Below are 22,147 nucleotides of genomic sequence, written 5' to 3'. Positions count from 1 at the left end.
CCGGGGGGTCAGAGGGCAAGATCGCCTTGCAGCACGCCATCCTTGACGACGGTGTCCCCGTCGAGCGTGATGGTGCAGCGGCGCATCGGCAGATCGAAATGGCCAAGGGTGAAACGGTCGGCATATTGGTTGGCACCCGTCGACCACAGGAAGTTGCCGGCCCAGGCGCGGAACTCGGTCGCCTGCATGTCGCGCTTGTCATAGAGCGCGCCGGACACCCAGTGCGCCGCCGGGTTCATCCCCCAGCCGACATGGCTGAGCCCATAGGCGTTGCGATCGCCCCAGGCCGCCAGATAGTCGCGGAACAGCTCGGCATCCAGGCCATCGCCCCGGATGTCGGTCACGAAATCGTCCTTGACGGTGATGTCGATGGGGCTGGCCAGATAGGTCTTGAACGTCAGGTTCATGTCGCCCACGTCCATCACGATACGGCCGTTGATGGTGCCGGGGCCGGGGAAACACAGGCACAGGCCACCGGGCCAATGCGCGACGCCGCCGGGTTTGGTGGTGAAACCGGGGGTTCCGCCACAGGGCGCATCGCGGATGTCGATCAGCAGGTCGGTGCCGGCACGGCTTGTGACGCGCATTTCCGAGGCGGCGCGCAGCATCTCGATCCCCAGGGCCACCTTGGGGCCAAGCTCGGCGCGGGGTTCGGTACGCTCCAGAATCTCGGGGTGTTCGTTGCAGATGACCAGCAGGCGCGCGCCGGCCTCTTCGATTTCGGGCCATTCTTCGGCGTGGATCAGCCCTTCGACGGTGACATCGACGACAACCTCGACCCGCTTCAGCGCCTCGACCACGGCGCGCCGGTTCTGGATGGCCACACAGGTGCCGGTGGATTTCACCGGGACCGGCGCCGATTGCGGCGGGGTTGGCAGCAGGATGGTGTGATATTCGGCCCCAAGATCAAAGCAGGCCAGCCCTGCCAACTGCATCAGCACCGGCCGGGACTGGGTTTCGGCAATGATGGCCACGCGGGTGCCCTGGGCGATTCCGTTCAGCGCCAGTACGCGCCGGAACGCGGCCAGCCATTTGCCCTCGACCACTTCCTGAAGCATTGCGGTTCCTTTCGGCTGGCCGCATCCGATCCGCGCCGGAAGGTAGCGGGAGGGTGGTGATGCAGCTAAAACTTTACTTTACGGTTCAGTTTTGTGAGGAATCGCCAAGCTGTCAATGAAAATCTTCGAAAATATGTCAGCCGTCAGGGGAATGTACCGTCGCTCGGCCGCGGCCTGCATGCTTCGAGGCATAGAGCGCCTGATCTGCGTCTGACAGCATCCGGTCCGGTCGCGGGCGTGCATAGGCAGAGGAAATCGCCATTCCCACACTGGCCGAGATTGAACAGACCTTGTCGCCAAACGGGATCGGTTCGTTCAGCCGGTCGATGATGCGATGTGCGATTCCATGCATCCGGGCGGCATCAATCAGCCCCGGCAGGATGATGACGAACTCATCCCCCCCGACGCGGGCCACGATATCGTGCAGACGGGTCTCTCCGGTCAGGACGCGGGCGACATGTTGCAGCACATGATCCCCTGCTGCGTGGCCGAACGTGTCGTTTACCTGCTTGAACCAGTCCAGATCCAGATGCATCAGGCCGAACGGAGCCCCGGCGTCGATCAGTTCCGCCAGGCGATTGTCCATGGCGCGGCGATTGCGCAGGCCGGTCAGCGTGTCTGTCTGGGCCTGCTCCTCCGCCACCGATTTGGCGCCTTGCAACCGCCGGTTAAGATCGTGCAACTCTGCCATGACGAGGGTTTTCACCTCGATCAGGTACAGAAGTTCGACGGCCAGATCGGTGGGGGCGAAATCGGCATCGCTCAGCCGGTGTTGGCGCACGGCATCCGGCAGGTCGATGCCAAAGGACAGGTTCAGCAAGACGCCGCCATCGGGCAAGGCCAGCGCCAGACCGCGCAGGCCGGTGTCGGCTGCGCCGCGCAATGTCAGATGAAGCCGCTGGCCAGAGCCGCGCAACCCCGCGATGTCGGCGATGCCGATGGGCCGTTTCAGATCGAACCTGGTGAAAAAGCCGAGGCCGACCAGGGGCATGGGGGCAATCTTGGCCAGTGTTGGACCCGCCGATGTGATGAGGCCGGACGGATCGAGGCACAGATGCATCGGCATCCCCCGGCCAAGGGCACCGGCGCCGATGGAGACGACAGGTTCGACCGCCGCATCGGCCATGGCTCAGCCCTCTCCGGCAAGGTCAAAGCGGCGGCCTTCGGTGAAATCGGCTGCGAGCAACTGGATGCGCAGCGTTTCGCCATCGTGGTCGCCCCCGCAATGGTCCAGCAGGACCAGCGCGCCATAGTCATCGGCCATCGCCCGCAAGACACCGATCAACACATGGCTGAAGCCGGGCAGACCCTGGCAGGTCAGGTCATAGACACCCGGTTGCGGTTCATGCAGCGTCAAGGCCGGCAGGCCAAGATCGGGCAAGGCAAGGCGCCCGCGCCCTGGCAGATCCTCCAGCGAGTGCAGGAAATCGGTGAAGCTGACCCCGCCAAATCGCAAGAGCCGGCGCAAGGGTTGGCCGGTACGGGATGATACCAGCCATGTTCCGATATCCTCCAGGATGGTATCCCGCGCCCGCCCCAGTTGGTCAGCGGCAGCCGACAGAACGGTTTCCGTTACCGCGTCGTCATAGTGCAGCATCGCCTCGAAGCCGTCGGGATGCAGGCGTACGCTTCCCAGGATGCGGGCCCAAAGATCCTCACCATATGTATCGCGCAGAAATCCCTGGATCGCGCGGTTCATCAGCCCGTGCATGGCCCCTGTCCTTGCAGTGATCCGGCAAGTCTAGGCCGCAGCCGTTAACAAAGTGTTTGATCAGGCGGCTGTCCGTCCCCCCATCGTAACCTGATTGCGCCCCTCTGCCTTGGCGGCCAGCAAGGCACCATCGGCCCGCGCGATCAGCCGGTCAGGAGTTTCATAGCCCGTCGCAGACAGCGCAAGGCCGATCGAGACGGTCATGGACAGCGCGCCCCCCGAGGGCAGGAGGATCTGTCGGGCAGAGACCGCGCGGCGCAGGCGCTCGGCCGCCTCAAAGGCTTCGTGGTCAGAAATCCCCGGCATGGCGATCAGAAATTCCTCGCCACCCAGGCGGGCGATCAGGTCGCCGGGGCGCAGGCCGGCGGACAGGCGCCGTGCCACTTCGACCAGAACCGTGTCGCCTGCGGCATGACCGTGACGGTCGTTCACCAATTTGAACCGATCAAGATCCAGGACCATCACCGCGCAACTGGTTCTGGCCTGTACCGCACCCGCCAGCATCCGCCCCAGCACCGGAAGCGCATAGCGGCGATTGTGCAGGCCGGTCAGCGGATCCGTCATCGACAGGCGCAGGCTTTCGGCAAGCCGCGCGCGCCGCCGATCCGCCTCGCGCTTGCGCGCGATCAGGGCCTGGGCGCGGACCGCCACCTCGGCGCCGTCAAAATCGTCGCGCAGCACGTCATCGGCGCCCAGATCCAGCGCTGTTGCGGCCTCGGCATGGGCGTCGTTCGGCAACACCAGGCAAATGGCGGCATGGCAACTGTCAGGCCGCGACCGCAGATCGGACATCATCTGCATTCCGCTGATACCGGGATCGAGTTCGGCACCAAGGATATACAGGTCGGGTGCCGGAACGGCGCCTTCCAGCGCGGCCGCGCGTGTGATGACGCTCAAGCGGTCGTTCAGGTGCGGCGCCAGCACCTTGCGCCAGCGCAGGGCGGTTTCCGGCCGGGCAGCCAGCAGCGCGATATGTCCGGGTTCATCGAACCCGCCGACGGGTTCGGCGAAGCCCAGCCCCTCGATCGCGTCCGTCGTGGCGGAAAAGCCGGTGGTATCACGCGCGCGCATCAGGTTGCGGATCCGTGCCATGAGAACCTTGTCGTCAATCGGCTTGATAAGAAAATCATCCGCGCCAGCGCGCAGCGCAGAGATCCGCGCGGCTTCATCCGCCGTATTGGTGAACATGATCACCGGAATCCGGCATGTTGCCGGATCGGCCCGCAAGGCTGCACAGACAGCGATCCCGTCCATGTCGGGCATGGCATAATCCAGCAAGATCAGATCCGGCGGCGACCGTCGGGCCAGGGCCAGCGCCTCTGGCCCGCTTGCGGCCATGGTTGCCTCGTAGCAGGCGGCAGTCAGCTTGACCTTCAGGATGATCCTGTTGGTCGGAACATCATCGACGATCAGAATCCTGCTCGTCATGGCACGATGACTCCTCTCATCCGGGGAAGGGTTGCGCGTTCTTCCTGTTTGGAGCAGCTTCCTCCTCAATGGTTAATAAATGGTTTCGCCGCCTCTGCCCGCCCCGGTTTCCCTTGGGGCAGCACGCGGGACACCGGGCGATCGAGGGGCATATGAGGCAAGACAGGGCGGAAATGGTCGGATTGCAGGCGCTGGCGCATCTGGCGGCAGAGGATGATCTGATCGGGGCATTCCTGGCCGCGACAGGGGCCGACATGGCAGGTGTGCGGGCGCAGGCTGCGGAACCGGCATTCCTGGGGGCAGTCCTGGATTTCCTGTTGCAGGAAGATCGCTGGGTGATCGGCTTTGCCGAGGCGGCGGGGCTGCATCCGGCCGAAGTTGCCGAGGCGCGCGCGGCCCTGCCCGGTGGTCAGCATCCTCACTGGACCTGACCCCTTGCGATACCCTGCGGCGACGGGCAGGGTAGCCGCGCAGCCAAAGGGGGAACGGCATGATCGGCGGCATCATCTTTGACAAGGACGGAACGCTGTTCGATTTCCGCGCGACCTGGGCCGCGTGGGCCGAACGCCTGCTGATCGACCTGGCGAACGGGGACATGCAGCGAGCCGAGAGTCTGGGCGCAGCAATCGGATTTGACCTTGCGACACGCGAGTTCGCCTGGGACAGCCCGGTGATTGCCGGCACGCCGCCAGAGATTGCCTCGCTGTTGGTTCCGCATTTGCCGGGGGCGCGGCAGGACGGCCTGGTGGCACGCATGAACCTGCTTGCGGCCGAGGTGCCATTGGCCGAGGCCGTGCCATTGCGCCCGCTGCTGACCGGCTTGCGCGACCGGGGGCTCCGGCTGGGGCTGGTCACCAACGATGCCGAGGCTCCGGCCCGCGCGCATCTGCATCGGTCGGATATTGCCGATCTGTTCGATTTCGTCGCGGGCTGTGATTCCGGCTATGGTGCAAAGCCGGGGCCTGGCCAGCTGCTGGCGTTCTGCGAGGCGGTGGCGCTTGACCCCGAGCGGGTGGTCATGGTCGGGGACAGCCTGCACGATCTGCTGGCTGGGGAACGCGCGCGGATGCGTAAGGTAGGGGTGCTGACAGGCATTGCCCTGGCGCCCGAGTTGCAGGACCACGCCGACGCGGTGCTGCGGGACATCGGCGGTCTGCCGGCCTGGCTGGACGAACTCGCCTGAATGCGCGCGAGGCTGGGGCGGGGAGGGTTGTCTGCCCTCCCGGACCGTCCCGCAGGAATGCGCCGGGTGGTGACCGGGGCGCCGCGTCTTGCGGCGCTAAAAAGATCAGTCGATGCGACGAAACATCGGCACGGGGCCGGAGTTGTCAAAGAACGGCACGCTTTCGACATTGCCGCCCTGTTCCATCTGGCGGGCCACCTCGGCGATGACAACTTCGGTGATGAACGGCAGGTCGAAGCCGCGGGCGCGGCGCAGCGGAACCCATTGCAGATGGGCAAGTTCGTCCTGCGCAAAGGAAAAATCATCGGGATCGCCGACAACGCCCGTCACATCCGCCAGAAAGAACCGGGCGTCAAACCGCCGGGTGCGTCCGGGCGGTGTGATCGCGCGGAACACATAGCGCAGTGGGCCGGGATCCGGCATCAACCCGCGATCGGCCAGTTCCACCCAGTCGTCCGCCGGTTGGCCGGGCCAGGGGGCGGGTTTGGCAAGGGGCAGGCCGGTCTCTTCCCACAACTCCCGGATCGCGGTCACGGCGAGCGTTTGCGCGGTGAGGCCGGGCAGGGCGCCGGATTGGGGAAATGCCTCGAGCCGCCGGGCGCAATTCGCGGCCAGAGGCGAGGCGAGCGGAACATCCCGGTCGGCATCGTCAACGCCGCCGCCGGGAAATACGAATTTGTTCGGCATGAAGGCGGCCTTGGCCCCGCGCTGTCCCATCAGCACCTCGGGGCCTTCGCGCCCTTCTCGGGCCAAGATCACCGTGGCCGCGTCGCGGATCGGCTGATTTTCGTCTGACATACGGTTCCTCCCAAGCGCCGGTCAGTCGGCGGAAGGTCCGAACCCATGCATCCGCCGCGACCACTGAATCGCCACCAACATGCCCTTGAGCCGTGGGAGAAGGTAGAGCGAAAGTGCCACTGCGGCGATGGAAAATGCCACTGCCATGACGAGAGGCTCGGGACGGAAGGCGGTGAACACCCAGAAGATCAGTGGCGTCAGAAGTTTTCCGACCACCACGATGGTCAGATAGGCGGGGCCGTCGTCCGCCCGGTGGTGGTGCAAGGCCTCGTCACAGACCGGGCAATGGTCGCGCACCTTCAGATAGCCCTGGAGCATCGGCCCGGATCCGCAGGCCGGGCAGCGCCGACGCCAGCCCCGCAGCATCGCCGGCCGCATCGGGCGGTCATCGTCGAGAATCTCCATGGGGGCGGCCTGTGCGGTGGAAGTCATGGTCGATGCGCTCCGAAGGGCTGAAACCCGGAATATGCCTTCCCGATTCATCTAAAGAAAGGGGGTGCGGCCAGTTGCGACAAGGGGCCGCAAGCAGCCTTGCCGGTCGCGGTCGGGGAACACAAGCCCGTGATGTGCAGGTTTCGTGCCGGAAATGCGACGGAAGCAGGCAAGTCGCCCGTGAAACCTGCATCAAAGGGCCGATGCCCGATGAGCTAGGAGACAACGATGACCCGCAAGACAACTTTGACCGTGGCTTCGGTGCTGGCGCTGGCGTTGGCCGCAGGTGCTGCGCAGGCGTGGCCGCATGGTGACCGCGCGCAGGGGCAGGGCAATGGCCCGCGCATGATGATGCCTGCCTTCGAGGATCTGGATGTGGATGGCGATGGAAAGATCACCCGCGAGGAAATCGAGGCAAAGCGGCTGGAGCGTATCCAGGCGATGGATCCCGACAGCGACGGTTTCATCACGCTGGACGAAATGAAGACCCGCGCCGGGGAACAGGCCCGCCAGCGTGCCGAGGCCATGGCGGAACGGATGTTCACCGCACTGGATGCCGACAAGGACGGTCGGATCTCGGCGGCCGAGGCTCTGGCGGGGCGCATGGCCGGGTCGCAGGGCATCGAGCGGATGTTCGATCGCGTGGACCGCGACGATGACGGCGCCATCAGCAAGGCCGAGTATGACCGGGCGGCAGAGCGGATGCAGAAGATGCGTGCCGATGGGCCGCGCGGCAAGGGACCGCATGGCGAAGGACGGCAGGGCAAGGGCCCGCGCGGCGAGGGGCCGGGCGCCCGGTCGCCTGCGCCGCAGGACTGACGTCCATGGTGCCGGGCAGGGGCGGCTTGCCTGTGCCCGGCACCTCGCCTAGCCTGTCCCCGAACCAGCCGGTAGACCGTGCCCTACGATGCCCGAACCCCTGTCCCTGTCGGTCGTCCGCCGCCCGGAGCGCGCATGATGGCCCTCGATTCGTCGCTGGCGGAGGCCCCGGAAGAGGCGCTGCTGCGGTTGTATGCCAATGGCGACAGCCAGGCCGCGCGGGAACTGGCGCGGCGATTCCTGCCACGGATGCTGGCCTATGGGCGCCGGATGCTGGGCGATGGCGACGAGGCCGAAGATGTGGCGCAAGAGGCAATGCTGCGGCTATGGCGCATTGCGCCGGAGTGGCGCACCGGCGAGGCACAGGTATCCACCTGGTTGTGGCGGGTGGTGGCCAATCTGTGCACCGACCGCCTGCGCCGCCGTCGTGGCGTGGCGCTGGATGCGGTGCCAGAGCCAGAGGACGCGGCACCTTCGGTCTACAGCGCGATGGTCGAGGCCGATCGCGCTGCGGCATTGGAAACCGCGCTGGCGGCGCTGCCTGAACGCCAGCGGCAGGCGGTGGTGCTGCGCCATCTGGAAGGTCTGTCGAATCCCCAGATTGCCGAGATCATGGGGATCGGTGTCGAGGCCGTCGAAAGCCTGACTGCGCGTGGCAAACGCGCTCTTGCTGCCCGGCTGTCGGGGCAGCGCGAAACCCTGGGGTATGACCATGACGACTGATCCTGTCCGTTCCGAGGCCGATGATGCCGGGCTGACTGCCCTGTTCGCCGCTGCCCGCGCGGCAGAACCCCCGGTGCCCGATGCGCTGATGCGTCGCGTTCTGGCCGATGCGGCCGCGCACCGGCCCGCGATGCCGCCCCGCGCGGTGGCGCCGGCCCCGCAGCGCCGTGGCTGGGTCGTGGCGCTGCTGGAGATGCTGGGCGGGCGCGGCGCGGTGGCCGGTCTGGCGGCGGCGGGTCTGGCCGGGATCTGGATCGGCTTTGTCCAGCCGGTGGATCTGGGGGTGGCCTTGTCGCTGTCTTCGGCCGAGGCCGTCGAACTCTATCCTGCCGATATCGAACAATGGGCCGATCTGGTGGCCCCTGAAACTGTGCCCGAAGGCTGAACCATGACCGAACCTGCCCCGAAAACCCCCAGCCCGCCCCGGTCGCGTCGCCTGCGTTGGCTTTTGATCGCATCGTTGACGCTGAACCTTCTGATCGTTGGCGTCGTGGCGGGTGTCGCCTTGCGCCATGCGGGCGGAGATTTGCCTGCGCCGCCGCGCAGCATCGGTTTTGGCCCCTGGGCCGGAGGGTTGGAACGTTCGGATTACAAGGCCCTGCGCGAGGCTTTCGCCGCGACGGGCCGCGACTTTCGTGCAGACTGGCGTGCGGATCGCGCCGACCGTGACGCATTGCTGACCGCGCTGCGGGCGGATCCCTTTGAGGCTGCGGCGCTGGATGCGATCACGGCCCGAATGAACGCCCGCGCAACCGATCGGATGGTCCTGGGAGAGCATCTGATCCGCGAGCATATCCTTGCCATGACGCCAGAGCAGCGTCACGCCTTTGCCGACCGGCTGGAGCGATCCCGCAAACATGGCCGGGAAGGCGACAAGGATCGCAGCCGGGAGCGGCCCAAGGATTAGCGGTCCAGTCAGGGACGGCACTGCGCGGTCGGCAGGCTGCGCAGGCCACCCCGCGGCACCAGGGCTGGACCAGACGGCAGATGAGGCCACCAGATACGCGAACGGGCGCCCGAAGGCGCCCGTTTCGTATTTGGAGCGGGCGAGGCGATTCGAACGCCCGACCCTAACCTTGGCAAGGTTATGCTCTACCCCTGAGCTACGCCCGCACTCCGTGGATGGGGAATTAGCCGAAGCCACCGCAGGGCGCAAGGGGGTTCTTTGCGGAATTGTTGCAAAGGCGCTGAAATGCGAACGGGCGCCCGAAGGCGCCCGTTTCGTATTTGGAGCGGGCGAGGCGATTCGAACGCCCGACCCTAACCTTGGCAAGGTTATGCTCTACCCCTGAGCTACGCCCGCACTCCGTGGATGGGGACTTAGCCGAACCCTCGTGGCATGGCAAGAGGGGGCAGAGGTATTTTTCGCTCTGGCTGGCGAATGCGTGCCCAGGCGGCTCAACCTGTTCTGACAAAAGGGAAAGCCGCGCCTTGTGGTGCAGGACGGGGCCGCCCGTGCCCGGTCCTGCGTCGGCCCTGCGCATTGCCCCGCGCCGCCGCCGTTGCCTGCGGCGCAAGGCGCGGCGCCAGGGGCGTCACGCGGCCTTGGGCCGCGCCATCAGCCAGATCAGCGCGCCGCCCGACAGGACCAGGAATGGCACCATGGCGATGTTCACCGCCTCCCACCCCGACTGGACCGAGCCGCCCGAGCAGTTCATCAGGCCGCCCGACGACAGCGAGGCCAGCGTCACGCCGCCGAACACGATCAGGTCGTTCAGCCCCTGCATCCGCCCACGTTCATGCGGAGCGTAGGAGGAGGCAAGCATGGTGGTGGCCCCGATGAAGCCGAAGTTCCAGCCAACGCCAAGCAGGATCAGGGCGATGAAGAATTTCTCCAGCTCGACCCCGGTCAGGGCTACTGCGCCTGCACCGGCCAGAATTGCCAGACCCATGGCAACCACCTTGTCGGCGCCGAATCTGGCGATGATGTGGCCGGTGATGAACGACGGGGCATACATCGCCAGCACGTGCGCAGTGACGACATTTGCCGCATCGCCGGTCTCGAACCCGCAGCCCACTACCGCCAGCGGCGACGAGGTCATCACGAGGTTCATCAGCGCATAGGATACGGTGGCACAGATCACCGCGACGGCGATCACCGGGGTGCGCAGCAATTCCATCCGGGTGCGGCCCCGTGGCGTGTCGGCCGACGGGGGCTGCGGGGTAGGAATGCGCAATCCGGCAAACAGGAACATGCCGACCGCGTTCAGCGCGATGACCGCCAGATAGGTGCCAAGGAATGGAAACACAAAGGCATCGGCCGTGATCTTGACCAACTGCGGGCCAATGATCGCGGACAGCAGACCGCCCGCCATCACCCAGGAAATCGCCTTTGGCCGGAAATCCTCGGATGCGGTATCGGCTGCAGCAAAGCGATAAAAGCCCTGCGCGCTCATATACATGCCGGTGAACAGGGCGCCGAGCACGAACAACGGGAAGTTGCCGATATACAGCGCAAACGCCCCGATTGCCGCACCGACCATTCCGCCGACCGCGCCGGCAACGAATCCGGCCCGCCGCCCGTGCCGCTGCATCAATGCGGAAAGCGGCGTCGCCGACAGCATGGAACCCAGCACGGTGGCGGAAATCGGCAGCGTCGCCCAACACGGGTTTGACGCCAGCGACTGGCCGGCAAGCCCTGCGATGGTAAAGATCATCGGCATCTGCGCGCCAAGGATCGCCTGCGCAGCGACCAGAACGAAGACATTGCGCCGGGCAAGCCGGTCGTCGGGGGCGGGGGGGGCGGCTAACACGGTCATGCGCAAGTGCTAGGCTCATATGCGCGAAGCTGCAAGTGTGTCCGCACACCTGCCCGATCAGGACAAGGCGGGTCGCTGTGCCGGTTCAGGCGGCCAGGGCGGTGCGCCCCGCAGGGCGTAGGCGCATGGCGGCCAGCACAGCGGCCTCGTGCGCCTTCAGAACCCGGCGGGCGGCGGGTTGCACGGCAAGGGCGGTCAGGCGGTGCGGCGGCAGCGCCATTGCAAGGCTGGCCGACAGCGTATGCCCCAGCGCCGCCAGACTGACCGGGCCGGGGTGCAGGCTTTCGGCCTGGGCGCCTTCGGCATTGAGCACATGGTGCCGGTCCAGCAGGATGTGATGATAGCAGATCAGCCGGGCGCCGATCTCTGGCACGATGTCGGCGCCATTCAGCAGATCCTTTGCGGCGGCAAGCACCTGCGACTCACCGAACAGCAACTCCACGTCGGGGCCATCCATCAGCAGCAGATGCTGGCGCGACACCAGCAGGTCGCGCGCGTTTCCCAGCGCACCGGCGCGAATCCGCACCGGCTGGGCCGGCCCAACGGCCAGCGCGGCAGCCCCTCCGCACCACAGGACACGGCAAGGGCCGTCATCAAGCGTATCGACCAGATCGCCTGCCCGCAGGTCTTCGACCAGGCGCCAGCCCGCTGGCGTGGCAATCCGCGTTCCCGCCGCAAAACACACCGGCGTGCCGTTGTTGAAACGGATCGAATACACCCCGTCGGGATCGTTGGTGGCGAAATCGTTGTTGGGATACTGCATCAGCGCGGCGGAATTCCCCGACCCCGGCAGCACATAGTCATTTGCCCCGCCATCGGTCATGCCAACCTGTGCGACGCCGGTGTATCCGTTGGTCCACTGGATCTGTTGATAGATGAATTCCAGTTCGAAATTGCCGTCGCTCGTGTGCTGCAAGACCACCTGAAAGGTGTTGGTGCCCTGGCTGCTGGGGTTCTGATAAGCGCGCACCCCCAGCCAGGTGATGGTCACGCGGCCTGTGGACGGATCGAGATCCCAATAGATGTTGTTCGTTCCGGTCGCCGTGCCCGAGGTCACGTTGATATCGGTCCAATAGGGCGCGATTGCCGGATAGCCCAGATCTGCGATGTTCGACGGCGTATAGCTTGTGACCGGCCCGTCGAAGGTGATCAGCCCGTTGGTGTTGATGTACAGCGAGGTATAATTGGTGCCGAAATAGTTGATACCCTCGGGCCCGAAGACCGAAGTAATGTCGACACGCACGGATCCGTCATCATAGTTGCCCGCAGTCAGTGGCGAGCCACGAAAACTGCCCTCACCCACGTCTTGGGGGCCACCCAGTCCGGTGTTGATCGTCGCCATGTGTCTGGCCGTTTCTGCTCGATGCCAAGGCCGGTCTTGTTGCCGGATCGCACAACACTATCGGGCAGAATGTGGCAAAAATAGGGCGGATCAGCCCGGATACAGCGTCACCCAGCGGTCGATCAACTGTCCTTGCAGGGTGCGGGCGCGGCGTGTCCATTCCGGTCCGCCTGCGGGGCGTTCGCGCTCTGCGCCGCTCAGCCGCTCGCGCCGGGCGGTGTCGGCGGCGAAAATGGCAAAGACCAGCGGGCGCCCACCGGACACATAGCCTGCCAGCCCCGAGACGAAATTCAACGTGCCTGTCTTGGCCAGGGCCTGCGGCCCCTTGCCCTTGGTGCCGGTGGGAAAGGGGCGCATCAGACTGGCAAGGCCCGGCACGCGCACAAGCGCAGCGGCCATTCCTGCCGCAGAGATGCGCGAATTTCCCCCCAGCCCCGAATGATCGACAAAGCTGGCCTCCACCCCGTGCGTCGCTTGCAGCCAGTCGGACATGGCCCTGCCAGAGGCGCGCAGGCTTCCGGCCCCTGATGCGGCGAGGCCGATCGCCTCGGCGGTAATGTTGGTAGAGTGGCGCAACATGCCGCGCAGCATTTCGGGCAAGGGCGGACTGGCAACATGGGCCAGCACAGTGCCGCCAGAGACGCCGCCGACGCGGTGCGGATCGGGCAGGGCAATGCCCTGGGCCGCGCACAGGGTCTGGAACACTTCGCCAGCATAGCGTTCGGGTTGACGCACCGGCAACCACCGGCTGCCCCCCTTGCCGAGGCTGGACGAGGCGACGGTCCAACGCTCCTGCCCGTCGGTGAGGTCATAGGTGAACAGCGGGGCGTTCCGTTCGACAATCCGGGCGCGCGCCATGCGCACAGCGGGGGCAAAACGCTGCCCGCGGGCATCCATGCCGATCTGCCAGCCGGACTTGCCGCGCTTCCATTCGAAATGCACGCGATTGAAGTTCAGGTTGAGCCCCGAGATCGCGGGATTATAGCCCACATGTGCGGGTTGGTCCGGGTCAATCTGGTCGATGCCGGGCAGGGCTGTGGCATTGACCAGAAAGCGCCCGCGCACGCCGCGTATTCCCTTTGCCTTAAGGCTGGCCGCAAGATCCCCCAGCTGATCGGTGTCCAGCGTCGGGTCGCCGGCGCCCAGCAGGATCAGGTCGCCCTGCACCACGCCCCCCTGCACCGGCCCGGTTGCGACCACGCGGGTGACAAAGCGGAACTCCTGGCCCAGACGCGCGAGCGCGTAAAGTGCGGTGATGGCCTTGGCGACCGAAGCGGGGGGCTGTGCGAGCGACTCGCCATGCCCCTCCAGCAACGCGCCGCTGCGACCGTCCAGCACGGCATAGCTGACACGCCCCCCCAGCCGGGCCTTGTCTATCAGGACATCAGCGGCAGGGGCGGTGGGGCGCACCCCGGCCGCGCTGGCAGCTGGGCTTGCCGGGACGCCGGGGCGCGGTCTGGGGCGCGGTGCGTGGCTGGGGGCATTGGCCCAGGCCGGCACGACTGCCCCTGCTAGCAGCCCCGCCAGTACGAAACGGCGCCCGATATGGTTCCTGCCAGACCCGAACTCACCTTGCACCGCTCTGCTGCCCCCCGGCCTGTCACGGCGGCCTGTCGCCCCCGCGTGGTTCTGCGGCGATCTTGCCGCAGCCCTGACCGCCTGCGCAACCCCCGTCCGGCAACGGTTTGCGCAGCCTGTGATGATCCGGCAGGGCGGCGCAGGCCTGGGGGGGACGGGTGCCTTTGCGCTGATCCGGGTCTCTGTGCCAAAGGGCGTGGCACCGCCGCTGCAACGGGTCGAATTCGTGCGCCCCGACTGCGAGGGAGACGGCTGGTCCGGGCCTCGTCGATGTCCTGTTGCCACCCTACCGTGCCCCGGTTTGCGGGGCGATTCGTCCTGGTCCATACGACTCAATGACTTACGTTGAAATTTGTGCTGTATCGTGCACCTTACAACTCTGGCATTCGGCGCGCGGGCCGGATGATCTGGCAACCTTGGCCCGAGGAGGTGCTGTTGGCAGTAAGTTTGGTCGTTGCATCCATGAATATGGGCATTGCGCTTGGCTGTGGGGCGCTGATCGGTGCCGAGCGCCAGATCCGTCAACGCAAGGCCGGGTTGCGGACCAATGCCCTGGTGGCCTTGGGGGCTGCGGCCTATATGGTGCTGTCATTGCTGGTCGAGGGCGATATGAGCCCCAGCCGGATCGCGGCGCAGGTGGTCAGCGGCATCGGATTTCTGGGCGCCGGTATCATCTTTCGTGACGGGTTCAACGTGCACGGGCTGACCACGGCGGCCACGCTGTGGTGTTCGGCGGCGGTCGGGCTTCTTGCAGGGGGCGGGCACTGGCCCTTTGCGCTGGTGGCGACGGGCATGGTGGTGTTCGTCAACTTTGGTCTGCGCCCCTTGGTGCAATGGATGAAGCGGCGGATTCAGGCGCGTGTCCCGTTGGGGCGGGCATACCGGGTTGCCGTCTCTGTTCCCGAACCGATGGAAGGCGGGGCGCGCAGTCTGATGTTGCGCACCTTGTCCTTGGGTGGGCTGCATCTGAGCGAAATCGAGATGAGCCGCGACACCGCCGGGCAGCAGGTGACGCTGGCCGCAACCGTCACAGGCGAAGGGGTGACGGACGCGACGCTGGAACAGGCGGTGCACAGGCTGGCGGCAGAGCCCGGCTTTTCGCGGGTCCGGTGGGAGGCGCTTGACGATGGCTGAACGCTTTCTTTCTGCTGTCGTGACACGGTGCTAAGGTGGGGTCGATTGCAGCGTGGCCTGTGCCGCCTGCCATGATGCAAGCGCCGGCGGAGGGTCCATGGTCTCGCGCGTTATTCCGGTCGAGCCGTTCGATCTGGTCGTTTTCGGGGCAACGGGCGATCTGGCCCGGCGCAAGATTTTGCCGGGGCTGTATCGGCGCTGGCTGGCGGGGCAGATCCCCGAGGGCAGCCGTCTGATCGGCGCGGCACGCAGTGCGATGACGCCCGGCGCGTTCCGCGCGTTCGCCGCGCAGGCAATTGACGAATTCGTGGCCGATGACAAGCGCGATGCCGCGGCAGAGGCGGCATTTCTGGCGCGGCTGGAGTATGTGGCGGTTGATGCCGAGGGCCAGACGGGTTGGCGCGAGCTTGCGGCGCTGATGCGCGATGGTGTGGTGCGCGCCTTCTATTTCTCTGTGGCCCCCGCATTGTTCGGGTCGCTGGCCGAACGTCTGAAACAACATGCCATCGCGGATGATGCCAGCCGTGTCGTGGTGGAAAAGCCCTTCGGCTCGGATCTGGAGACGGCGCGCGCGCTGAACGCCACCCTTGCCCGGCATTTCCAAGAGGCGCAGATCTACCGGATCGACCATTACCTTGGCAAAGAGACCGTGCAGAACCTGATGGCGGTGCGCTTTGCCAACATTCTGTTCGAGCCGCTTTGGAATGCGCAGTATGTCGATCATGTGCAGATCACGGTGGCCGAAACCGTGGGTGTGGCTGGCCGGGCGTCCTATTATGACAAATCCGGCGCGATGCGCGATATGGTTCAGAACCACATGATGCAGCTTCTGTGCCTGATTGCGATGGAGCCGCCTTATCATTTCGACCCGGACGCGGTGCGGGATGAAAAGCTCAAGGTGATCCGGGCGCTGGATCCTGTGCGTGCCGAGAATATCGTGCGTGGCCAGTACCTGCCGGGTGCCGGTCAGCCGGGATATCTGGAAGATGTCGAGAATCCCGAGAGCCAGTCCGAAAGTTTCGTGGCCTTGCAGGCGCATATCTCCAACTGGCGCTGGAAGGGGACGCCCTTTTACCTGCGCACCGGCAAGCGGTTGCGGGCGCGTGTGTCCGAGATTGCTGTCACCTTCAAGGAGCCGCCGCATTCGATCTTTGACGATGCACAGGGCTGGCGCGAGAATGTGCTGGTGATCCGGTTGCAACCGGACGAGGGGATGAACCTCAAGGTGATGATCAAAGAGCCGGGTCCGGGCGGGATGCGTCTTGTGCAGGTGCCGCTGGACATGTCCTTTGCCGAGGCGCTGGGGGCAGAGGGGGCCGATATGCCCGATGCCTATGAACGCCTGATCATGGATGTGATCCGCGGCAACCAGACCCTGTTCATGCGTGGCGACGAAGTGGAGGCGGCCTGGGCCTGGACCGATCCGGTCATAGATCTGTGGGATGGCCAGAAACCCCATGATTACGAACCGGGAACTTCTGGTCCCGAAGAGGCGTTGATGCTGATGCACCGTGACGGGCGCCGCTGGAGGGAGATCCGCTGATGGAATTCCGGGAATATCCCGATGCCGAGGCCCTGTTTCTGGCATTGGCCAGCCAGATCGCCGGCGAACTGGGCCAGGCCCTGCGTGGTGCGGGGACGGCGACCATTGCCTTGCCGGGCGGCAGCACGCCGGGGCCGTTGCTGGACCTGCTGTCCGACGTCGATCTCGACTGGATGCAGGTCACGGTTCTGCCCACAGACGAGCGATGGGTTCCCGAAACCGACCCCAGATCCAATGCGCGCCTGATCCGGTCCCGTTTGCTGCAAGGCGCGGCCGCGGGCGCGCGTCTGTTGCCGCTTTATGTGCCGTCGCTGGACCCTGCGGCAGCGGCCGCGCGACTGGGGGCAGACGTTTCCGCGCTGTTGCCGTTGACCACTGCCGTTCTGGGGATGGGCGCCGACATGCATACGGCCAGCCTGTTTCCCGAAGCCGATCATCTTGAGCTGGCGCTTGCATCCGACGCCCCGCCGGTGATCGACATGACCGCCCCGGCGGCGCCCGAGCCCCGTGTCACCCTGAGCGCAGGGGTCTTGAAAGGGGCGATGAACCTGCATCTTGTCATTCTGGGCGCCGACAAGCGCGCGGCGCTGGAACGTGCGCAGGGCTTGCCGCCGGAGCTTGCGCCAGTGCGCGCGGTGCTGGATAACGCGACAGTTCATTGGGCGGAGTGATTTGATGTCGATCGAAGCGAAATGGAAACTGCTGGAGGACCATCATGCGCGGGTCCGGGATCGCAGCATTCTGTCGCTGTTCGACGACCCGGATCGCGCGGCGCGGTTTTCGGCCTGTCTGAGCTGCGCCGATGGCGACGATGGCTTTCTGTTGCTGGATTATTCCAAGACCAACCTTGACGATCAGGGCTTTGCCTTGCTGATGGGGCTGGCGCGGGCCGCGTCTGTCGAGGATCGGCGCGATGCGATGTTCGCAGGCCAGCCGATCAACGAAACCGAAGGGCGCGCGGTGCTGCATACCATGCTGCGCGGGCAAGCTGATCCTGCCTTGCCCCTGGAATGGGTGCGGGACGCGCAGCAGACCCGTGCCCGCATGGCCGAATTCGCCAGCAGGGTTCGCGCAGGCCAATTCGCCGGTATGGGCGGGGCGTTTACCGATGTGATCAATATCGGCATCGGCGGCTCTGATCTTGGCCCGGTCATGGCAACCCTGGCACTGCGCCCCTATCACGATGGCCCGCGCACCCATTTCATCTCGAATGTCGATGGCGCCCATGTGGCCGATACGTTGCAGGGGCTGAACCCGGCGACGACGCTGGTGATCATCGCGTCCAAGACCTTTACGACGATAGAGACCATGACCAATGCCGCGACCGTGCGGGACTGGATGCAGGCGGCGGGCGTCGATGCGGCGGCCCAGATGGTGGCTGTGTCCTCGGCCGGTGATCGTGCGGCAGAGTGGGGCATCCCGCCCGAGCGGGTGTTCGGGTTTGGCGACTTTATCGGGGGTCGCTATTCGGTCTGGGGTCCGGTCGGCCTGTCGCTGATGCTGGCGGTCGGGCCAGAGGATTTCGGCGCCTTTCTGGACGGGGCCGCGATGATGGACCGTCATTTCCGCACCGCACCGCTGGAAGACAACCTGCCTGTCCTGCTGGCCATGGTCGGGGTGTGGCACGCGCAGATCTGCGGCCATGCAACCCGCGCCGTGCTGCCCTATGACCAACGTCTTTCGCGGCTGCCCGCCTATCTTCAGCAACTGGAGATGGAATCGAATGGCAAGCGCGTGGCGATGGATGGCACCGATCTGCCGCGTGACTCCGGGCCTGTGGTCTGGGGCGAACCGGGGACCAACGGGCAGCACGCCTTTTACCAGATGATCCACCAAGGCACCCGGCCGATTCCGTGCGAATTCCTGATTGCTGCACGCGGGCACGAGCCGGCACTGGCCCACCATCACAAGTTGCTGATTTCCAACTGTCTTGCGCAGTCCGAGGCCCTGATGAGGGGGCGGTCGCTGGAGCGGGCGCGCGCCTTGATGGCAGCGCGGGGGCTGGTCGGGGAGGACCTGGAGCGCCATGCCCGGCATCGGGTCTTTGCGGGCAACCGGCCCTCTGTCACGATGGCCTATCACCAACTGACGCCATTCATGCTTGGCATGATATTGGCGCTGTATGAACACCGGGTGTTTGTCGAAGGGGTTGTGCTGGGCATCAACAGCTTTGACCAATGGGGGGTTGAACTGGGCAAGGAACTGGCGCTGAAGCTGGAGCCACTGCTGACCCCCGGCGCGGATGACAGCGGCAAGGACGGATCGACACGGCTGCTGCTGGGCCGCCTGCGCGGGGCATGACCCGATCCGGTGATTGCGCGATGGCTTTGGATCGCTATCATGCGCCCGAAGCTTTTGGCGGGGACCACCGCATGGCGATGTTTTCAGTGCTTGTCGCGGACGACCATCTGCTCCTGCGCGAGACGCTGGTGCATTTCCTTGGGCGCGAGCCGGACTTTCAGGTGGCGACGGCGGGCAGCCTGTCCGAAACGCTGGAGCGTATTGCCACGCATGGCGTGTTCGACGTTGTTCTGTTGGATGTCGTCATGCCGGGAATGCAGGGGCTTGCAGGTGTTGCCAAGGTTGTTGCCGCCAATGCCGGTGGTGCCGTGGTGGTGATGTCGGGCTCGGTTCAGCGCAGTTTCGTCGAAGGCGCCATGCAAAGCGGTGCGCGGGGCTATGTTCCCAAAACCTTGCCTGCCCGTGCGCTGGCAGAGGCGATGCGGCAGGTGGCCTCTGGTCGCAAATATCTGCCGGTGAACCTGTATTCCGACGTGCCAGTCGCCCTGCCACCCCGGTTGGCGCAGTTGTCGCCGCAAGAGGCGCGGGTGCTGCGATTCCTGTGCCAAGGCTTGTCAAACAAGGAAATCGCCCGCGAACTGGATATTGGTGAAGTGACGGTCAAGACGCATATGCGGGCGATCTGCACCAAGTTGGGGGCCAGGAACCGCACGCAGGCGGCGCTTATCGGCACGGAACAGCTTCGGATCTGACCGGGCTGTCGCACTGGTCCTGGGATTCCGGTTGCATTGTGACATGCTGCGGTGCAGCATGGGTGCGGGCGAATCCGCCCGACCCAAGGGGGAGGCTTCATGGAACCGTTCGGCGGCGTCATCACCGTTGCGCAGCAGAAGGGCGGCAGCGGCAAGACGACGCTTGCAGCAACGCTGGCGGTGGGGTTCCGCCGCTTGGGGGCGCATGTGGCGCTGCTCGATACGGATCCGCAGGGCAGCCTGGGCCGCTGGTTCATGACCCGGCGCGACCGTCTGGGCGTGGACACGGGGATGGAAATGTCGACCGCGTCGGCCTGGGGCGTTGGCTACGAGACTGACAAGCTGCGGCGCATGGCGGATGTGGTCATCGTCGATACGCCCCCCAAGGTGGACAGCGATCTGCGTCCCGCGCTGCGGGCGGCGGATCTGGTGATTGTGCCCGTAGCGGCCAGCCATCTGGATCTGTGGGCGACCGAAGGTGTGCTGGACCTGTGCGCGCGGGAAAAACGGCGGGTTGCCATCGTGCTGAACCGTGTGAAGAACCGCACGCGCCTGAGTGCGGAAATCGCTGCGGCAACGGCCGAGCTGCACGCCGGTATTGCCACGGCGCAGCTTGGCTATCGCGTCGCATTTGCCGAGGCCATGGGGCTGGGCCTTTCGGCGCAAGAGCTTTCCGGGGCAACGGCCGCCGCGCGCGAGGCTGCGGCGCTGACCGCCGAGATTGCCGGGGCCCTTGCGCAGAAGGGATGATCCAGATCAAGGTGTGATGACGGCATATCGGGCAGGTTCTACCCGCTTGAACAGGAGATCGTCATGTACAAAAACATCCTTGTCCCCGTTGCGCCCGATCATGGCGCAGTCATCGGCAACTCGATGAAGGCGGCGCGCGCGCTGCTGGCACCGGGTGGCACGATCACCGTTCTGACCGTGATCGAGGCGATCCCGTCCTATATCTCGCAATACCTGCCGCAGGACCAGCAAGACCGCAATGTGGCCGAGACCGAAGCCCAACTGGCCGCCGAATTCGCCGGGCAGGACGGAGTCGGTGTTCTGGTCAAGGTCGGCCATGCTGCCCAGACGATTCTGGACGTGGCCGAAGAGGCCGGGCACGACTGCGTTGTCATCGCCTCGCACCGTCCGGGCTTGCAGGATTACTTCCTGGGGTCGACTGCGGCGCGGGTCGTGCGTCATGCGCAGTGCGGGGTGCACGTCCTGCGTTGACATTGCTGGGGCGCACGCGCTGCGCCCCCTTTCCGAGACCGTCGGCTTGGGCTATGCCTTTCGCATGAGGTGGACGGTTCCGAACATACTGACGACCATGCGCCTGCTCGCCGCGCCCGGCGTGGCGGTCATGTTCCTGTATTTCAATCGCCCCTGGGCCGATTGGCTGGCCCTGGCGCTGTTTGTGACCGCAGCGATCACCGACTTTTTCGATGGGTATCTGGCGCGCCTGTGGAAACAGGAAAGCCGCTATGGGGCGATGCTGGATCCGATTGCCGACAAGGCCATGGTGGTGATCGCCATCATGGTGATCACGGGCTATTCTGGCATGAATCCATGGTTGATTCTGCCCGCCACCGTGATCCTGTTCCGCGAGGTGTTCGTCTCGGGGCTGCGCGAGTTTCTGGGTGACAAGTCGCACCACCTGAAAGTCACGCGGCTGGCCAAGTGGAAGACCACTGCCCAGATGATCGCCATCGCCGTGCTGTTCCTTGGCACCGGCCTTGCCTATCTGGAGGCGGGGCGTCCGCCGCGGGCGGGCGAAGGTGACGTGCCGGTCAACATCTCCCATGCGGCGGTGGCAAACTGGATCGGGCTGGCGCTGATCTGGGCAGCGGCAGGGCTGACGGCGGTGACCGGCTGGGACTATCTGCGCAAGGCGGCGCCGTTTCTCAAGGATACGCCGTGATGCGGCTGGATGTGCTGTACTTCGCCTGGGTGCGCGAGCGTATCGGCGTGCCGAGGGAACGGATCGAAACATCTGCCGCAACGGTTGCAGACCTGGTGGCAGAGCTGGCCGTGCGCGAAGACCGCTATGCAGCGGCATTTGCCGACCTTTCGTCGCTGCGGGTCGCGCTGGACCAAGAGCTTTCGTCCTTTGAGGCGCCCTTGGCGGATGTGCGAGAGGTGGCGTTCTTTCCGCCCATGACAGGGGGCTGAGATGACGATTCGGGTTCAGGCAGAGCCCTTTGATTTCGGTGCAGAGGCAACAGGTTTTGCCGAACAGGTGGCGGGGGCCGGTGCGGTCGTCACGTTTACTGGCCTCGTGCGCGACATACCGGGCGGCCTTGTCGCCATGGAGATCGAGCACTACCCCGGTATGACAGAGCGTGCGCTGGCTGCGATCCGGGACGAGTCTGTCCGGCGTTGGGGGCTTGCTGACGCGCTTGTCATCCACCGCCACGGGCCACTGTATGCGGGCGAGACCATCATGATGGTGGCGACCGCCGCGCGACACCGTGCCGATGCCTTTGCGGCGGCTGAATTTCTGATGGACTATCTGAAATCCCGTGCGCCGTTCTGGAAAAAGGAAATGCGCGCGGATGGTGCGGACTGGGTCGCGGCCCGCCACGAGGATGAGGCGGCGCTGGACCGCTGGAAACCCTAGGCCGCGCGTTTTTCTTGAATCCACCTTCGGTTCCGCCT

Annotated in this window: 25 protein-coding genes and 2 tRNA genes; 16 read left to right on the top strand and 11 right to left on the bottom strand. The window is 65.5% G+C overall.

Features of this window, described 5'->3' with window-relative positions:
- Nucleotides 1-8: 8 nt before the first annotated feature.
- The 4 genes from BW970_RS12725 to BW970_RS12710 form a co-directional block, all read right to left on the bottom strand.
- Nucleotides 9-1,058, bottom strand: coding sequence for a 2,5-dihydroxypyridine 5,6-dioxygenase NicX family protein (locus BW970_RS12725; protein ID WP_076531915.1), 1,050 nt, complete (start codon nt 1,056-1,058; stop codon nt 9-11).
- 136 nt (nt 1,059-1,194) lie between these two features.
- Nucleotides 1,195-2,184, bottom strand: a complete 990-nt coding sequence (locus BW970_RS12720; RefSeq protein WP_076531913.1) for a GGDEF domain-containing protein — start codon at nt 2,182-2,184, stop codon at nt 1,195-1,197.
- A 3-nt stretch (nt 2,185-2,187) separates the two neighbouring features.
- Nucleotides 2,188-2,769 (bottom strand): heme NO-binding domain-containing protein, encoded by a 582-nt coding sequence (locus BW970_RS12715; RefSeq protein ID WP_076531912.1) that lies wholly within the window; start codon nt 2,767-2,769, stop codon nt 2,188-2,190.
- 60 nt (nt 2,770-2,829) lie between these two features.
- Nucleotides 2,830-4,197, bottom strand: coding sequence for a diguanylate cyclase (locus BW970_RS12710; protein ID WP_076531910.1), 1,368 nt, complete (start codon nt 4,195-4,197; stop codon nt 2,830-2,832).
- A 152-nt stretch (nt 4,198-4,349) separates the two neighbouring features.
- On the opposite strand from BW970_RS12710, the gene BW970_RS12705 reads away from it, so the two are divergent.
- On the top strand, nt 4,350-4,628 hold the full coding sequence (locus BW970_RS12705; RefSeq protein WP_083701260.1) for a DUF3572 domain-containing protein: 279 nt from the start codon (nt 4,350-4,352) through the stop codon (nt 4,626-4,628).
- A gap of 59 nt (nt 4,629-4,687) precedes the next feature.
- Nucleotides 4,688-5,380, top strand: coding sequence for an HAD family hydrolase (locus tag BW970_RS12700; protein WP_076531908.1), 693 nt, complete (start codon nt 4,688-4,690; stop codon nt 5,378-5,380).
- 105 nt (nt 5,381-5,485) lie between these two features.
- Here BW970_RS12700 and BW970_RS12695 read toward each other — a convergent pair whose 3' ends face one another.
- On the bottom strand, nt 5,486-6,178 hold the full coding sequence (locus BW970_RS12695) for an NUDIX hydrolase (protein WP_076531906.1): 693 nt from the start codon (nt 6,176-6,178) through the stop codon (nt 5,486-5,488).
- A 21-nt stretch (nt 6,179-6,199) separates the two neighbouring features.
- Entirely contained in the window at nt 6,200-6,610 is a 411-nt protein-coding gene (locus BW970_RS12690; RefSeq protein WP_076531904.1) for a DUF983 domain-containing protein, read from the bottom strand.
- Nucleotides 6,611-6,838: 228 nt separating this feature from the next.
- On the opposite strand from BW970_RS12690, the gene BW970_RS12685 reads away from it, so the two are divergent.
- From BW970_RS12685 to BW970_RS12670, 4 genes are all read left to right on the top strand, one after another.
- The gene (locus BW970_RS12685; protein WP_076531902.1) at nt 6,839-7,429 is read left to right on the top strand and encodes an EF-hand domain-containing protein; all 591 of its coding nucleotides are present in this window, start codon (nt 6,839-6,841) and stop codon (nt 7,427-7,429) included.
- 135 nt (nt 7,430-7,564) lie between these two features.
- Entirely contained in the window at nt 7,565-8,152 is a 588-nt protein-coding gene (locus BW970_RS12680; RefSeq protein WP_076531900.1) for an RNA polymerase sigma factor, read from the top strand.
- Nucleotides 8,142-8,537, top strand: coding sequence for a hypothetical protein (locus tag BW970_RS12675; RefSeq protein WP_076531898.1), 396 nt, complete (start codon nt 8,142-8,144; stop codon nt 8,535-8,537). The genes BW970_RS12680 and BW970_RS12675 overlap by 11 nt, the downstream gene beginning before the upstream one ends.
- A gap of 3 nt (nt 8,538-8,540) precedes the next feature.
- Nucleotides 8,541-9,059, top strand: a complete 519-nt coding sequence (locus BW970_RS12670; protein WP_076531896.1) for a periplasmic heavy metal sensor — start codon at nt 8,541-8,543, stop codon at nt 9,057-9,059.
- Nucleotides 9,060-9,190: 131 nt separating this feature from the next.
- On the opposite strand, the gene BW970_RS12665 is transcribed toward BW970_RS12670, so the two are convergent.
- The 5 genes from BW970_RS12665 to dacB all read right to left on the bottom strand — a co-directional run bounded on the left by BW970_RS12665 (nt 9,191) and on the right by dacB (nt 13,798).
- A tRNA-Gly gene (locus BW970_RS12665) sits at nt 9,191-9,265 on the bottom strand.
- Nucleotides 9,266-9,380: 115 nt separating this feature from the next.
- A tRNA-Gly gene (locus BW970_RS12660) sits at nt 9,381-9,455 on the bottom strand.
- Nucleotides 9,456-9,687: 232 nt separating this feature from the next.
- Nucleotides 9,688-10,911, bottom strand: coding sequence for an MFS transporter (locus tag BW970_RS12655; protein ID WP_076531894.1), 1,224 nt, complete (start codon nt 10,909-10,911; stop codon nt 9,688-9,690).
- Nucleotides 10,912-10,996: 85 nt separating this feature from the next.
- A complete protein-coding gene (locus BW970_RS12650; RefSeq protein WP_076531892.1) occupies nt 10,997-12,253 on the bottom strand; it encodes a Hint domain-containing protein in 1,257 nt (418 codons plus the stop codon).
- 90 nt (nt 12,254-12,343) lie between these two features.
- The gene (gene dacB / locus BW970_RS12645) at nt 12,344-13,798 is read right to left on the bottom strand and encodes a D-alanyl-D-alanine carboxypeptidase/D-alanyl-D-alanine endopeptidase (protein ID WP_076532327.1); all 1,455 of its coding nucleotides are present in this window, start codon (nt 13,796-13,798) and stop codon (nt 12,344-12,346) included.
- Nucleotides 13,799-14,266: 468 nt separating this feature from the next.
- On the opposite strand from dacB, the gene BW970_RS12640 reads away from it, so the two are divergent.
- From BW970_RS12640 to BW970_RS12595, 10 genes are all read left to right on the top strand, one after another.
- The gene (locus BW970_RS12640; protein WP_200799293.1) at nt 14,267-14,965 is read left to right on the top strand and encodes an MgtC/SapB family protein; all 699 of its coding nucleotides are present in this window, start codon (nt 14,267-14,269) and stop codon (nt 14,963-14,965) included.
- Between the two features lie 97 nt (nt 14,966-15,062).
- Nucleotides 15,063-16,508, top strand: a complete 1,446-nt coding sequence (zwf, locus tag BW970_RS12635) for a glucose-6-phosphate dehydrogenase (protein WP_076531890.1) — start codon at nt 15,063-15,065, stop codon at nt 16,506-16,508.
- Nucleotides 16,508-17,179: a 6-phosphogluconolactonase gene (gene pgl / locus BW970_RS12630; RefSeq protein ID WP_076531888.1), complete on the top strand. Its 672-nt coding sequence runs from the start codon at nt 16,508-16,510 to the stop codon at nt 17,177-17,179. The genes zwf and pgl overlap by 1 nt, the downstream gene beginning before the upstream one ends.
- Nucleotides 17,180-17,183: 4 nt before the next feature.
- Nucleotides 17,184-18,809 (top strand): glucose-6-phosphate isomerase, encoded by a 1,626-nt coding sequence (gene pgi, locus BW970_RS12625; RefSeq protein ID WP_144038947.1) that lies wholly within the window; start codon nt 17,184-17,186, stop codon nt 18,807-18,809.
- 71 nt (nt 18,810-18,880) lie between these two features.
- Nucleotides 18,881-19,501: a response regulator gene (locus BW970_RS12620; RefSeq protein ID WP_159441439.1), complete on the top strand. Its 621-nt coding sequence runs from the start codon at nt 18,881-18,883 to the stop codon at nt 19,499-19,501.
- A 99-nt stretch (nt 19,502-19,600) separates the two neighbouring features.
- The gene (gene parA / locus BW970_RS12615; protein WP_076531886.1) at nt 19,601-20,251 is read left to right on the top strand and encodes a ParA family partition ATPase; all 651 of its coding nucleotides are present in this window, start codon (nt 19,601-19,603) and stop codon (nt 20,249-20,251) included.
- A gap of 63 nt (nt 20,252-20,314) precedes the next feature.
- Complete coding sequence (locus BW970_RS12610) at nt 20,315-20,722, top strand: universal stress protein (RefSeq protein ID WP_076531884.1); 408 nt, start codon at nt 20,315-20,317, stop codon at nt 20,720-20,722.
- 64 nt (nt 20,723-20,786) lie between these two features.
- Nucleotides 20,787-21,410, top strand: a complete 624-nt coding sequence (gene pgsA, locus BW970_RS12605; protein ID WP_076532319.1) for a CDP-diacylglycerol--glycerol-3-phosphate 3-phosphatidyltransferase — start codon at nt 20,787-20,789, stop codon at nt 21,408-21,410.
- A gap of 5 nt (nt 21,411-21,415) precedes the next feature.
- Nucleotides 21,416-21,661 (top strand): molybdopterin converting factor subunit 1, encoded by a 246-nt coding sequence (gene moaD, locus BW970_RS12600; RefSeq protein ID WP_076532317.1) that lies wholly within the window; start codon nt 21,416-21,418, stop codon nt 21,659-21,661.
- A gap of 1 nt (nt 21,662) precedes the next feature.
- Nucleotides 21,663-22,109, top strand: coding sequence for a molybdenum cofactor biosynthesis protein MoaE (locus tag BW970_RS12595; protein ID WP_076531882.1), 447 nt, complete (start codon nt 21,663-21,665; stop codon nt 22,107-22,109).
- Nucleotides 22,110-22,147: the final 38 nt, after the last annotated feature.

The sequence above is a fragment of the Gemmobacter megaterium genome, from assembly GCF_900156815.1.
In the GTDB taxonomy this organism is placed as follows: domain Bacteria; phylum Pseudomonadota; class Alphaproteobacteria; order Rhodobacterales; family Rhodobacteraceae; genus Wagnerdoeblera; species Wagnerdoeblera megaterium.
This window is presented reverse-complemented; position numbering and strand designations above follow the sequence as displayed.

What these genes read in the sequence shown, in the direction of transcription:
- BW970_RS12690 (WP_076531904.1), bottom strand. Translation starts at nt 6,610, where the DNA reads ATGACTTCCACCGCACAGGCCGCCCCCATGGAGATTCTCGACGATGAC.
- BW970_RS12715 (WP_076531912.1), bottom strand. Translation starts at nt 2,769, where the DNA reads ATGCACGGGCTGATGAACCGCGCGATCCAGGGATTTCTGCGCGATACA.
- BW970_RS12705 (WP_083701260.1), top strand. Translation starts at nt 4,350, where the DNA reads ATGAGGCAAGACAGGGCGGAAATGGTCGGATTGCAGGCGCTGGCGCAT.
- BW970_RS12685 (WP_076531902.1), top strand. Translation starts at nt 6,839, where the DNA reads ATGACCCGCAAGACAACTTTGACCGTGGCTTCGGTGCTGGCGCTGGCG.
- BW970_RS12670 (WP_076531896.1), top strand. Translation starts at nt 8,541, where the DNA reads ATGACCGAACCTGCCCCGAAAACCCCCAGCCCGCCCCGGTCGCGTCGC.
- BW970_RS12700 (WP_076531908.1), top strand. Translation starts at nt 4,688, where the DNA reads ATGATCGGCGGCATCATCTTTGACAAGGACGGAACGCTGTTCGATTTC.
- BW970_RS12720 (WP_076531913.1), bottom strand. Translation starts at nt 2,184, where the DNA reads ATGGCCGATGCGGCGGTCGAACCTGTCGTCTCCATCGGCGCCGGTGCC.
- BW970_RS12725 (WP_076531915.1), bottom strand. Translation starts at nt 1,058, where the DNA reads ATGCTTCAGGAAGTGGTCGAGGGCAAATGGCTGGCCGCGTTCCGGCGC.
- BW970_RS12655 (WP_076531894.1), bottom strand. Translation starts at nt 10,911, where the DNA reads ATGACCGTGTTAGCCGCCCCCCCCGCCCCCGACGACCGGCTTGCCCGG.
- BW970_RS12710 (WP_076531910.1), bottom strand. Translation starts at nt 4,197, where the DNA reads ATGACGAGCAGGATTCTGATCGTCGATGATGTTCCGACCAACAGGATC.
- BW970_RS12610 (WP_076531884.1), top strand. Translation starts at nt 20,315, where the DNA reads ATGTACAAAAACATCCTTGTCCCCGTTGCGCCCGATCATGGCGCAGTC.
- BW970_RS12695 (WP_076531906.1), bottom strand. Translation starts at nt 6,178, where the DNA reads ATGTCAGACGAAAATCAGCCGATCCGCGACGCGGCCACGGTGATCTTG.
- BW970_RS12595 (WP_076531882.1), top strand. Translation starts at nt 21,663, where the DNA reads ATGACGATTCGGGTTCAGGCAGAGCCCTTTGATTTCGGTGCAGAGGCA.
- pgi (WP_144038947.1), top strand. Translation starts at nt 17,184, where the DNA reads ATGTCGATCGAAGCGAAATGGAAACTGCTGGAGGACCATCATGCGCGG.
- parA (WP_076531886.1), top strand. Translation starts at nt 19,601, where the DNA reads ATGGAACCGTTCGGCGGCGTCATCACCGTTGCGCAGCAGAAGGGCGGC.
- pgl (WP_076531888.1), top strand. Translation starts at nt 16,508, where the DNA reads ATGGAATTCCGGGAATATCCCGATGCCGAGGCCCTGTTTCTGGCATTG.
- BW970_RS12620 (WP_159441439.1), top strand. Translation starts at nt 18,881, where the DNA reads ATGGCGATGTTTTCAGTGCTTGTCGCGGACGACCATCTGCTCCTGCGC.
- zwf (WP_076531890.1), top strand. Translation starts at nt 15,063, where the DNA reads ATGGTCTCGCGCGTTATTCCGGTCGAGCCGTTCGATCTGGTCGTTTTC.
- BW970_RS12650 (WP_076531892.1), bottom strand. Translation starts at nt 12,253, where the DNA reads ATGGCGACGATCAACACCGGACTGGGTGGCCCCCAAGACGTGGGTGAG.
- pgsA (WP_076532319.1), top strand. Translation starts at nt 20,787, where the DNA reads ATGAGGTGGACGGTTCCGAACATACTGACGACCATGCGCCTGCTCGCC.
- BW970_RS12680 (WP_076531900.1), top strand. Translation starts at nt 7,565, where the DNA reads ATGATGGCCCTCGATTCGTCGCTGGCGGAGGCCCCGGAAGAGGCGCTG.
- BW970_RS12675 (WP_076531898.1), top strand. Translation starts at nt 8,142, where the DNA reads ATGACGACTGATCCTGTCCGTTCCGAGGCCGATGATGCCGGGCTGACT.